This is a genomic window from Flammeovirga sp. MY04 (genome assembly GCF_001682195.2).
Classification (GTDB): domain Bacteria; phylum Bacteroidota; class Bacteroidia; order Cytophagales; family Flammeovirgaceae; genus Flammeovirga; species Flammeovirga yaeyamensis.
Map to the genome: position 1 here is coordinate 257,324 of NZ_CP003560.2, position 13,137 is coordinate 270,460.

A 13,137-nucleotide genomic window follows, 5' to 3' on the forward strand; every position below is an offset into this window, starting at 1 on the left:
AATTTAATCATTTAACATTATTAAAGAAAATCAAATATTATAAAGCTGATAATGTGAAAAATACCAAAAATACACTATTTTAGGAGCTAGGAAAAATAGAATTATACCCAATAAATTAAATAAAAAGCCCATTGCATGAATTATCATGAAAATTAAATATGAATTCACTTACTTTCTATTCACTATTTCTCTAGCATTTACATCCTGTCAATATGAACCTGAAGTTCCTCCATCCTACGTAGTATCTGATGGAACCACTTTGGAAACGTATACTAAGGTAAAACTAGATGGAGATCAGTTTAATAGAACGACTACTTTCTTCACTTCGATCGATTTAAATGACTCAACACCTATTAGTCAAGTTACTTCTGTAACTGTTGTAGTACATGGTTTAGGCTACGATTATCAGAATCAGTTCCAAAGCATGTTCAATTCTGTGTACGATGTTGGGGCAATTAGTAAAACATTGGTCGTGGCTCCTTTTTTCAGTAACAATTCAGCTGATAACAATATTAAGTGGACAGGTGCTGTTTGGCGTATAGGTCAGAATTCTGATGACGGTCAAAGTTCCTTTTTGTTGTATGAGAAATTCTTAAAAGAGTATGTTCTTGATGGAAAATTTCCCAACCTCAAAACCGTTTTATTATCAGGACATTCAGCTGGAGGACAGTTTTCTCAACGTTATGCCGCTTTGAATAATTTAGAAGAACAGTATGCTGATATCACCTTTAAATATATGGTCAGTAATCCTTCTTCTTATTTGTACATCAACAATCAGCGTTATTCAGATGCAGATGAAGCATTCATCACTCCTGACGCATCAGATTGTCCGGAATATAACAATTACCATTATGGGTTATCAAATATTCAATCGTTTACAGATTATCGTTCTGATTTAGATTCAACAGAGATTGTCAATAACGACATCAAACGATTGGTGACATATGCTACCGGTACGGAGGATTTGGATAACTCGGATGAAAGTTGTTCGGCCAATTGGCAGGGGGGAGGATCATCCATCACGAATACATCAGAAAATACCCGACATAAAAGGGCTTTGTACATGCAAAGATTTTATGATGATCAATACCCAGAAAATAATCACACATTATTCGAAGTGAAAGGAATAGACCATAATGCTGCTGGTATTTATAGGTCTGTGGAATTTATGAATTGGCTTTCGAATAACATTTAAATAATACTTCACTCTTCAATAAATAAATAGTATGACAATCATTAGTGTCATTATTACTTTGGTAGTTATCGCCGCTGTGGCGTATTTACTTACCAATAAATATAACCCCCAAGCCGTCTTGTTAAGCAGCGGTTTGTTGATGATGGTCGTCGCCCTTTTTATGGGATTAGGACTTCCAGAAATGAATAAAAGTACGGGATTAGCCTTCTTCGATCTCTTTGCCATGATAAAAGAAGTATTGGCAGACAAGGGAGCTAAAGTAGGTCTTATGATTATGACCATCGGTGGATTTGTGGCTTACATGAGGCATATTGGAGCATCAGATGCTTTGGTATATGTGAGTACTAAGCCACTAAAATATATGCGGAAATTTCCTTATCTAGCCGCTGTTTGTGTGATACCCATCGGACAATTTTTGTTCATGTGTACACCTTCAGCAACAGGTTTGGGTTTACTATTGATGGCTTCTATATATCCTGTACTAGTACGATTAGGTATTAGTAAAGTATCTGCTGTATCAGTAATTACAGCTTGTACAGTTTTCGATATGGGACCGGCCTCTGCAAACACAGCACAAGCCTCTCATCAAGTAGGTTTAGAAGCGGTGCAATACTTCCTTCAACATCAATTACCACTGACTGTTCCTTTAACTGTGGTATTGATGATTACTTATTACTTCGTGAATAGATATTATGATAAGAAACAAGGTTTACAAGATGAAGTGCCATTGGATGATGCAGATGAGTTTACTGTAGATGCACCATTGTACTACGCTTTCTTACCCGTTATGCCTTTGGTACTCTTAATGATATTCACGCCTACATTTGAGCTATTTGATCCTCCAATAACATTAGATACTACCACGGCCATGTTGATCTGTACAGTGACAGGAATGATCTTCGAAGTGGTTCGAAAAAGAGGTGTGAAAAAGGTATTGGGTTCTATGAAAATATTCTGGGAAGGTATGGGTAAAGTGTTTGCCAGTGTGGTAACGTTAATCGTTTGTGCCCAAATGTTCTCTAAAGGTCTGATCTCATTAGGTTTTATCGATCACTTGGTTTCGGCTTCTCAAAGTCTTGGACTAAGCTTTTTTGGAGTAACTATCCTAATGACTGTCATGATCTTCTTCGCTTCTATGTTGATGGGAAGTGGTAACGCTTCTTTTTTCTCCTTTGGTCCGTTGGTACCAAACATCGCTGCTCAACTTGGAGGTGATAAAATCGGAATGATCTTATCCATGCAATTGGCATCTAGTATGGGGCGTGCTACATCACCTATTGCGGGTGTTATTATAGCTACCTCAGACCTTGCTGGTATATCATCTTTTGATCTCGCTAAACGAAACTTGATCCCTTTAATAACAGGTCTTGTTTCCATGTTTGTCCTAAAAACCGTCTTCTAATGAGAAAGACTATTATCACCTTAATCAGTATTCTGGCTTTGAGTAGTATGGGGCATTCGCTTTATGCTCAAGAGGAAGCTTCTTCTGATCCTCCTTTCCATATACAAGATTATGAATTAGGGAGGGGATTACGCTTCCAAGGAAAAGGCGGAGCGTATTTTATGAAAATCAGAAGTTACGTACAATCTACTGCTGAGTTCCGAACCACGAGTAATTGGGACGATATGGAATCGCGTTTCCGTGTTCGTCGTGCTCGTTTGGATATCGAAGGTAAATTGGCCAAAGAGAAATTCAGTTACCGTATAAGAACGGACTTTGCGGTTCCAAATAATGAAGATGGAGATGATCTTTATTCAGGAACACTCTTGGATGCATTTATCACCTATCACCTCAATAAAAATTTAAAATTCACATTCGGTCAGCGTTCAACAATGACTGACAATAGGGAGATGAGAATATCTTCTGATGCACTTCAGTTTGTAGAGCGATCGAGAGTGACTTCTGCCTTTGCTGCAGTTAGAGATTTTGGTCTTTTTATCGAAGGGCGTTATCAAGTAGGAAGTTGGTGGGTGAAGCCCGGTGCAATGATCGCATCTGGTGAAGGTCAGAATAACTTTAGAAACTATGGAGGTTTAAAGTATGGAGGTCGAATCGATTTTCTTCCTTTTGGGTTATTCCGATCAATGGGTGAATACTCTGAGATAGATCACGCAAGACAATTAACTCCTAAGCTGATCTTTGGAGTCGCTTATTCTTATAACGTTGGTATTAGTAGCCGTCGTGGTAGAAAAGGGGGAGATCTAGTTTATTTAGGAAGTGACGAGCAGACAGAAACACTACCTGATTATGGTAAGTTAGGTGCTGATTTTATGTTTAAATATCAAGGATGGACAGTTTTGGGAGAATTCAATTGGGCCTATGCTAGAGTGAATTCACCTGAGATATTTTATAGAGTAAGATCGAATGGTACAACAGCAAATCTTCGATCGGAAGATGGTTTAAACAATGCAACCATCGTCGATTATATTGCTGGAAGAATGATGGTGGGTCGTGGTTATAATATTCAAGCTGGGTATTTATTTAAAGCTGGATATTCTATCGATGGACGATTTACTTATCTCGATCCAGATAATAACTCTTTCCTGAATAACGAGCAGTTCTATAATCGAGATAAATATTATACTCTCGGATTCTCTAAGTTTCTCTTTAAAGATGCCGCCAAGGTACAATTATCGATGACCTACGTGAATGCATTGGAAGGTACTAAAGGAAGTGACGGAGAGGCACATGGAGCAGATGCAGAAATGATGGGTAGGTTAATGTTCCAAGTATCTTTTTAAACAGTTAATATCATGAAGAAAATTATAATTATAGCGATTTCTTCCCTACTGACTGTTTACAATAGTCTTGGGCAGACCAGAAAAATGGAGGAGAAGTTCTTCCCTGATGCGACCATAGATATACCAACGCCAGCTTTTCAGAAAGCAGAATGGAAAGGCTTTACCAAGTACAAAGAAATGGTAAGGTTTGTACATCAAATAGCTGAGGGGAAAGAGTATGTAAAGATCGATGGGATAGGGGAATCTCAAAGAGGAAAAGAGATTATCCGAGTACATATCAATAAACCATCATCATCAGAGAAAATAAAAGTTTGGCTTCAAGGAGGATTGCATGGTAATGAACCTGCAAGTTCTGAAGGCGTCATGTTTATTCTTTACAGTTTATTGAAGGATCCTCAATACGAATACTTGTTGGATAAATTAGACATCACTGTTTTACCTATGGCAAATGCCGATGGTTATAATAATATGATACGGGTTTCTGCTAATGGTTTGGATTTGAATCGTGATTTTATCAAGCTAGCCGCTCCAGAAACCAATCATATCAGAACGGCGTTTTCTGAATTCGGTCCACAAGTAGCCATTGATTTTCACGAGTATAATCCCTACCGAGCACATTTTACCCACTTTGGAGAAAAAGGAATTACAACGTACTACGATGCTTTTTTCTTGTATTCGAATAACCTTAATGTGAATTCTACAATTCGAGAAGTAACCAAAGATCTGCTGGTGAAAAATGCGAAAGAGGCTTTAATGGCCAATGATAGAAATGTCTCTGATTATTCATCAACAAAAATGAAAAATGGACATATTCATTTTAATCAAGGTGGTTCTAGCCCGAGATCAACATCCACTAATTATGCATTGAGCAATTGTCTTTCTGTATTGATGGAAATTAGAGGGGTAAACTTGAAAAGGATCTCTTTTAAACGAAGAGTGGAAACTACATATTTGGCAGGGATGTCGTATTTGAAAACAGCCTATGAAAATGGAGATCAAATTCGTGCAGCGATCGCTAAAGCAGATAAATCGACTATTTCACAAGAAGAGGAGGCAGTCATTAAGCAAGATAAGAAAGTGATAAAAACGAAATACACTTGTATTGATCTGGCGACAGAATCTAAAAAAGAAATAGAGGTGGTCATGACGGACGGTTTGCAGATGAAAGCATCAAAAAGTCGGGTAAGACCTTATGCTTATATCTTGATGCCAACAGAGACAGTTGCTGTTGAAAAGTTGAAGACATTGGGAGTAGAAGTGATTCAACTCAATCAGCAAAAAACAATTGATGTAGAAGCCTATCAGGTGAAATCAACACATGTTTCTGTAGCTGTTTGGGAGAAGATTTATTTAAGGAAAACCAAAGCTAAAACGGTGAAAGAGTCTAAGGTGATTCCCAAAGGATCGTTCATTGTTTACATGGATCAACCTACTTCTAATGTGGTAGTTTCTGCTTTGGAACCTGAAAATGATAATTCATTTTTCACCTTCAGGGTCATCGATGGTGATTTTAAAGAAGGAAGTGAATTGCCTGTTTATAGATATATCAAAAAGCAAAAAATATAGATAGTGACAACAATGAAAAATTTTAAAAACATAGGATTCTTCGCATTAATGTGGTTGTTACCTACCATATTATTTGCTCAGGAAATTGATCAGGATGAGACCGATGATGTCGATCTTTTGGAAAATACAAATACCTCCACTTTTGTTTTAGGAAACGGATTGAACCTCAATATGAATGAAGGCGATTATTCCTTTAAAATTAGTGGTATGTTGAGGCCTTCTTACACATACGATTTACCGAACATGGATTCTACGGCAACGAATGCTTTGTTTATCAATGCGGCACGTATTAATCTAGAAGGTGTCGCAGTTCAGGAAAAGGTGAGTTTCTTTATTGAAGCTGATTTTGTGAATTCATTTACTCTATATGAAGCATGGGCTGCTTATCATTTTAATGATCGAATGAAATTGACTTTTGGTCAGAAATTGACCTTCACCAATGGTAGAGAATATGCAATTAATGAATCTCGTTTATCGATGGTTGACAGAAGTGCTTTATCCAATACTTTCGCTACCAATGGTCGTGAGTTTGGTTTGTTCTTCGAATCATCATTTGATGTTGGAAGCGTAGTAATTAATCCATCCGTTGCCATTACTTCTGGAGATGGAATGAACTCTTTTGGAAACAACTCCATCGATGTTGACAAAGGAGGTTTTAAATACGGAGGTCGTGTTGAAGTTCTACCATTAGGTGCATTCTCTGGAAAAGACGGTCAGCTTTACTTTGCTGATTTTGAAAGGGAAGAATCTCTAAAACTATCCATTGCAGGAACATTTAGTTATAATGTTGGAGCATCTCATAGAACAGGAGACGGGCACGGAGAGTTTATATTATATGATGAAGCCGGAAAAGAAAAGTATCCCAATTACGGTAAGTTTTATGTGGATCTATTACTGAAATACAATGGTATTTCCTTCTCTGCAGATTATGTAAATGCCTTTGCAAGATCAAATAAGGATATCTATTCTTCACCTCAAGCGGTAATTCGATTTACTGGAGAGGAGGTGAGTTCTAAATATATTTTGGGCTCAGCTTTTAATACTCAATTGGGTTATTTATTCGAAACAGGATGGGGAGTATCTGCTAGATATTCTAGTCTTTTACCGGAATACGAAGAGTATTCGGCCAGCCTCTTACAAAAGGAAGATTGGTACACATTGGGTGTATCGAAGTATATCAAAAGGGATGCGTTGAAATTACAGGCCATGGGTTCGTTTATCGATGGAAAAGACATAGTAAACCCGGTAGACAATTCTAACAATAGCAACGATAGAGTGGAAGTGAAGTTCGTTGCACAAGTCATCTTCTAATTTAATGGTTAGTACAATGAAAAAGAATTTAAAATATATCATCATCACCTTTATCAGTTTAAGTATATGGGGATGTAAAAGTCAGGTAGGGGAAGATAATAACTCCGATGGAGGTCAGAAGATTTACCTTTACGATAATCCTGTACTTGGATTTGATTTATACGCCTTAAATTATGGTCACAGGGAAGTGAATGGTACAGATACGGTCTATTATATCATTCCAAATGAAGTGGCGAGAGTGAAAGACTTAGACATTGCCAAAAACAGTTCTGCGGCTAATGGAGATATTTTATCGCCAATAAAACTTACTGCTTTTGAGGAGTTGAAATACTTTACTGGTTTAGAAACTTTCCGATTGACATCGAATGAATTTACCTCATTGGATTTCTCAAACAATACCAATCTAAGAGAGATCTACATGAACTTTAATTGGCTGGATACACTAAAAATAGATTCTTTGATCAACCTTGAACAGTTAGAGTATCAGGGATCGAATAGTAGTTCTGCTCCAGCAAGCTCAAAAATTTCATCAATTAACTTGACTAAAAATACGAAGCTTGTTGTTCTAGAATTGGAAAATCATTTATTGAATGAACTAGATGTTTCTCAAAATACAGCCTTAGATGAAATCAGAGTACCTGATAATACTGGAACACCTATTACCATTGATTCTTTGATTTATGATCAATTATCGGTTAGAGAAGGAGTCGCTAGACAAGAACCATCAGTAGAACTTCCTGATGGAGCTGTTGTTGTTCAAGATGGTAACTTTGGTAGAGCATTGAAGGAACAAGGCTATGGTGGAGGACCTATCTCTACAGGTGAATACTATATTATTCCCGATAGCGTGAATATGATTACGTTTTTGGATGTTTCGGATGAAGGTATAGTGAATGTTGGAGAGTTATCTTATTTCACTGCATTGCAAAGATTAAATCTTGCAGATAATGTTATTGAAACATTGGACTTGAGTTCATCAACCAACTTAGTCGCTTTAAATATTGATCAAGCTTCAGGTTTTAGTACTATTACTAGCATCACCTTGCCTGTTGGACTAGATTCATTATCGATGAATAAAACTGGGTTAGCTACCATTGATTTAAGTAGCCTAACAGGTTTACAGTATTTCATTGCAGAACAAGGAAAAATTGATAACCTAAATCTATCTAGTAATACCGAATTGAAAGTATTAAGAGTTCGACATACCAACTCAGGTAGTGCATGGACAAATGGTGGAGGTATTCAAACCATAGACTTGTCAAATAATAGTAAGCTAGAAGATATTTATTTGTATCGTAATCAATTAGATGATGGGGATATAACGTGGTGGGATTCAGGTTCTGGTTCAGTTTTGCTCGATTTGGATGTTCAAAACAACCCTTCAGGAACTGAAGCAACTTTTACCATTCCAACACATATTTATTCAACTTTAAATGCTGCTTCTCAAGCAAGAAATGTAGTGGATGAAGGTGGAGGAGGACCAACTCCTCAAGATCCGGACTTATTTATTTCTGAATATGCATGTACGTCTGCTGCAGTAGATGGATTTAGAAATACTTATTTTGAGATACATAATAACACCGGAGGTTCAATTGATTTATCTAATTATTCGATAGCTTACAGGTCTAATAATAATCCATGGACTTCTGAAGAAGCTTTATCAGGTACACTTGCAGATGGAGACGTTTATGTTATTGGACGTTCTGGAGTTGATCCAAGTAAAGTCACCATAGATTTAGAGTGGGCTGCATTAACAGCTAATGGTGATGATGCCATTCGTTTATCTAAAAATGGAACTCCAATAGATTATGTTGGAGAGGATGCACGACCAACTACTGCTTGGGATGTTGCTGGTGTAACTCATGCGACTGTAGATTATGTACTTTGGAGAAAACAAGGTACTACTCATGGTAATACAGATTGGGATACATCAAGAGGAACAAATGCAACTGACTCAGAATGGATTGTTTCTAATGTTAGAGAGGATTATGTTAATGCAGGATCACCAACAGACGGTAGTGTACCAAGTGTTTCTAATTAACAGTATTGATAATTTATAAATCAAAAAGGCTGATGAATCTCAAAACTCATCAGCCTTTTCTTCTAGGCAAAAGCACTAAATAACAAATTGCTACCTGCTACCTGCTACCTGCTACCTGCTACCTGCTACCTACTACTTGCTACCTGCTACCTGCTACCTACTACCTAAAAAAACTACTCCTGTCCCCATCCAAAGAAACAGTAGCCGTTTGTATTATATCTCTCTCCCATAGAGAAGAAGAACGATGCTTCAGCAGCGGCGTTATCATCAGAGTCAGAACCGTGAACTACGTTTCTGTCTGTAGACTTAGCAAAACGTTTACGGATAGTTCCTTCCTCAGCTTCTTCCGGGTTAGTGGCACCGATTAATTTTCTATAATCTACCACAGCATTATCTTTTTCTAGAACAGCAGCGACAACAGGACCCGAAGTCATGTATTTTACCACATCTCTAAAGAAAGGTTTATCTGATAAGTGACGGTAGAAAATCTCTGCTTGTTTTGTTCTTAACCTAACCATTTTCATTGCTTGAATACGGAATCCAGCTTCAGTAATCATTGTTAGGATTTCACCGATATTTTCTTGGTTTTCTTCACCTGGCTTGATCATGGTGAATGTAAAAGTACCTTTTTTTGGGGCGTAACTGTCCATTTTGCTTGTGTTTATTGTTTTATTTGGTGTTGAGCTTCAAAGAAGAGAATCATCTCAACTAAAAAATGTGTTTTTCTGATTATAGTAGTTGTGTTATCCACTTAAATCGTAAACAAACATATCGATTACTTGTAGATTTAACAAGTAAAAAACGATCTCTTTATGCTACTTTTCCACTTTTTTAAGAGTATAAAAAAAAGGATGAAAACACCTTATAGTACTTTTCATCCTTTTTTGATTTATGAGTTTTAGCTTGATTAGAACTCTTGAAGTTGAATCAATTTATTGTAAGCACCTGATTCATTTTGCATTAACTCATCATGCTTACCAATTTCTTTGATTTTACCACTTTCTAAAACTGCAATTTTATCAGCATTTCTAATAGTCGATAGACGGTGAGCGATAATTAAACTTGTTCTACCTTCCATCAGCGTTTCTAAAGCATCTTGTACTAATTTTTCCGATTCGATATCCAAAGCAGAAGTCGCTTCATCTAGAATTAGTATGGCAGGGTCTTTTAAAATAGCTCTTGCAATTGCAATACGCTGACGTTGGCCACCTGATAGTTTTACACCTCTTTCACCAACAAGTGTATCAAATCCTTCTGGGAACGATTCGATAAATTCTAATGCATTGGCTTTTCTAGCGGCGTCTATCACTTCTTCTTTTGAAGCTTCAGGATTACCATATTTGATGTTCTCTTCAATGCTTCCACCAAATAAAAGTACTTCTTGAGGTACTACCCCCACATGTTTACGGTAACCAATCAAGTTGTAATCTTGAGTTGATTTACCATCGATTAGAATATCTCCTGAGTCAATAGCATAGAAACGTTGTAAAAGTTGAGCGATTGTAGATTTACCACCACCTGATTTACCTACAAGTGCAACTCTTTCTCCTTGATTGATTTCTAGATCAACACCTTTCAATACTTCAATTTCCTTACGGGTAGGGTAAGAGAAAATTACATTTTTGAATGAAATGTTTCCTTGTAATCTAGGAACGTTTTCTTTATCAATTTGATGTTCTGATTCAGCATTTAAGATTTCTTCCACACGGTCTGTAGCGCCAACAGCTTTTTGGATGTTACCATAGATATCACCTAATCCACCGATAGAACCTCCAATAAACATGGTATACAACACAAACGAAATTAGGTTACCTACAGTGATTTCTTCTGTTGAAACCATGTATGTGCCGTACCAAAGAACACCAATAATTCCACCCATCAATACAGTAATGATGAATGAAATAAAAGCTCCTTTATATGTTGCAGCCTTTAAAGCAATTTTAATTACATTAAATAAATTGTTAGCATATCTTGTAACTTCGAAATGCTCGTTTGCGAATGTCTTTACAGTAGCAATTGACTGAAGCGTTTCTTCAACAATAATATTAGTATCTGCTAAAGCATCTTGTGTTCCTTTTGATAATTTTCTAATGAATTTACCAAAGATAATTGCAGCAATAATTAGAATAGGAAAAGTCAACATCATAAACATTGTCAACTTAAAGTTCAATGTAAATAATATGATGATACCCAAAACTAATGTTGCTACCTGACGGAATAATTCTGCTAAAGTAGTAGAAAACGTATCTTGTAATACGGCTACATCAGATGTAATTCTACTGAAAAGTTCTCCAGATCTATTTTTATCATAAAAGGACATTGGAAGAGACATGAATTTCTCATATAAAGCTCTTCTCAAATCAGCCATTGCATTTTCGTTTACAATCGCGAAGAAATAAACTCTAGCGAAAGAAAAAATACTTTGAAGTACAAGTACAGCCATTAATGCTAACCCTACTTGTGTCAGATTTTCTAAATAAGGTATTGTACTATTCCCTAAAGCAGTATCAAGAAGTTCACCTGTTAAACGAGGCAATGCCAGTAGAACTGTACTTGAAAAAAATAAACTAATAATACCTACAGTAAATGTTCCTTTGTAAGGAAGCATAAACCTAAAGATGCTTCTTAGTTTTTTTATTCCCTTCTTATCTAAACGTGCTGCTTTTTTCTCTCCTGAGTCTTTGCGCGACATATTTCTAAAAATCCCCAAAACTATTTTATTTGTTCGAACTGCAAAAGAACGATTTTTTTATGACTTAACTCATATTTTTTGATGACGAAAACGTTAATGTATAAAATAAGAGCATATTTGACGTATTTATTTATCAAATATGCTCAAGTAAATGAATCTAAAAGCGGTCGTATTTAAAAATTTCTTTAGGCACTTTCTTTTTCTTCGGAGTTACTCTCTACTCTAAAGTTCCCTTTTTCGTAGATGCAAGTCACTTCTTGATTTTCGACTTGTGTTTCCAAATGTACAGGGAATTGAGACCATAAGGTAGAGATATGTTCCATGGTTTTACTTACATATCCAAGTTCTAATTCTCTGCCGTCGAATTCGTGAACCAATAATAAAGCGTTAGAAATTGGTGAGACTCCTTTGACTTTAATAATCGGAATACTTCCTGTACCCACTTGCTTAATCAAAGTATCTCTCACTTCTTTCCACCCTTTAAAGTCATTAGATACATTCGAAACAGATACTTTTCCGTTATTTTGTTCATATTCAAAAAGACCAAGTTCTTCCATGAGGTCCTGAGTAAGGAACCTTCTTAAGAATGATGAATCCCTGTCTATTGTTCTGATATCAAAAATTTGAGGATTGATACCTTCTTCAAATGAGTTCTTCGTACCAGCCAAATGTTGCATCAAATGAAAACCAATATGATAAGGATTTAAACCTCCCACATGTGGTCTTATTACTTGATTATGGGAACGGATAAAGTCAACATGCATCGCAGGAGGGAGGTTCAGCTTGTGTAAAATGGTGTAATGCCAAAAACTAGCCCATCCTTCATTCATAATTTTTGTTTCCATCTGTGGAAGGAAATAAAGTGTTTCTTCTCTTACGATTCTTAGAATGTCTTTTTCCCAACTTTGAAGGAAGCGACTATTTTCTAGAATAAACAGTAAAAGATCTTCGGACAAAGCAGGAATGAAGTCATCCTCTTTTTCTTCATTTTTTAAATCATCCCAATTCTCCTTTTCTTTATTTAGGTGATGAAAATACTGTTGTCTTTGTTGATCCTCAGATAATCGGACAATTCTTTGATTTCTATCCACATGGAAACTAATAGCATGGGCGGCATCAAGTATTTTTTCTACTCCTTGATACCCGATACTAGGTGTTTCTACATAAGAGCGAATTCTCTCAGCATTAAGTTTAAATGTTTCCAAGGCAAACTCTGCCCTCGTATGAGAGAAATTGATGTTGTTTTTGAAGAAATCATTATGACCATAAACATGGGCCATCACCAAAATTTGCATGGCTAGTGGGTTATCAATCATCAGATAAGCCAAGCAAGGATTGGAGTTGATTACCATTTCGTAAGCTAAACCACCCATGCCTAATTTGTACATGGTGTTTTGCTTTTCAAACGATTTTCCAAAACTCCAGTGTGGATATCGAGAAGGCATACCAACATACGATTGATATCCTAACATATCATGGTAATCGCAGACTTCGAATTCTTGTGGATAATAATCCAAACCCAAGTCTTGTGCAATTTCTTCAATTTTATCGTTCCATTCTGCTAAATCTTTTAATACCCAATCCATCACA

9 protein-coding genes are annotated in these 13,137 nt (G+C 36.4%); 6 read left to right on the forward strand and 3 right to left on the reverse strand.

Annotated elements, in window-relative coordinates; genetic code table 11:
- The first annotated feature begins 145 nt into the window (after positions 1-145).
- From MY04_RS01010 to MY04_RS01035, 6 genes are read left to right on the forward strand one after another with little or no spacing between them, the layout of a single operon-like run.
- On the forward strand, positions 146-1,195 hold the full coding sequence (locus tag MY04_RS01010) for a hypothetical protein (RefSeq protein WP_066205043.1): 1,050 nt from the start codon (positions 146-148) through the stop codon (positions 1,193-1,195).
- 31 nt (positions 1,196-1,226) lie between these two features.
- Positions 1,227-2,597, forward strand: coding sequence for a C4-dicarboxylate transporter DcuC (dcuC, locus tag MY04_RS01015; protein ID WP_066205045.1), 1,371 nt, complete (start codon positions 1,227-1,229; stop codon positions 2,595-2,597).
- On the forward strand, positions 2,597-3,937 hold the full coding sequence (locus MY04_RS01020) for a porin (RefSeq protein ID WP_066205048.1): 1,341 nt from the start codon (positions 2,597-2,599) through the stop codon (positions 3,935-3,937). The genes dcuC and MY04_RS01020 overlap by 1 nt, the downstream gene beginning before the upstream one ends.
- A gap of 12 nt (positions 3,938-3,949) precedes the next feature.
- The gene (locus MY04_RS01025; protein WP_066205051.1) at positions 3,950-5,503 is read left to right on the forward strand and encodes a M14 family zinc carboxypeptidase; all 1,554 of its coding nucleotides are present in this window, start codon (positions 3,950-3,952) and stop codon (positions 5,501-5,503) included.
- Between the two features lie 12 nt (positions 5,504-5,515).
- Positions 5,516-6,814 (forward strand): porin, encoded by a 1,299-nt coding sequence (locus MY04_RS01030; protein ID WP_066205053.1) that lies wholly within the window; start codon positions 5,516-5,518, stop codon positions 6,812-6,814.
- 16 nt (positions 6,815-6,830) lie between these two features.
- Positions 6,831-8,855, forward strand: coding sequence for a lamin tail domain-containing protein (locus MY04_RS01035; RefSeq protein ID WP_066205058.1), 2,025 nt, complete (start codon positions 6,831-6,833; stop codon positions 8,853-8,855).
- Positions 8,856-9,028: 173 nt separating this feature from the next.
- Here the strand turns inward: MY04_RS01035 and ndk are convergent, their stop codons facing one another.
- From ndk to MY04_RS01050, 3 genes are all read right to left on the reverse strand, one after another.
- Positions 9,029-9,505 carry a nucleoside-diphosphate kinase gene (gene ndk, locus MY04_RS01040; RefSeq protein ID WP_066205060.1) on the reverse strand — a complete coding sequence of 159 codons (477 nt, stop codon included), beginning with the start codon at positions 9,503-9,505 and terminating at the stop codon, positions 9,029-9,031.
- 257 nt (positions 9,506-9,762) lie between these two features.
- Positions 9,763-11,547 carry an ABC transporter ATP-binding protein gene (locus MY04_RS01045; protein ID WP_066205062.1) on the reverse strand — a complete coding sequence of 595 codons (1,785 nt, stop codon included), beginning with the start codon at positions 11,545-11,547 and terminating at the stop codon, positions 9,763-9,765.
- Positions 11,548-11,732: 185 nt separating this feature from the next.
- Positions 11,733-13,133 carry a SpoVR family protein gene (locus MY04_RS01050; protein ID WP_084005720.1) on the reverse strand — a complete coding sequence of 467 codons (1,401 nt, stop codon included), beginning with the start codon at positions 13,131-13,133 and terminating at the stop codon, positions 11,733-11,735.
- Positions 13,134-13,137: the final 4 nt, after the last annotated feature.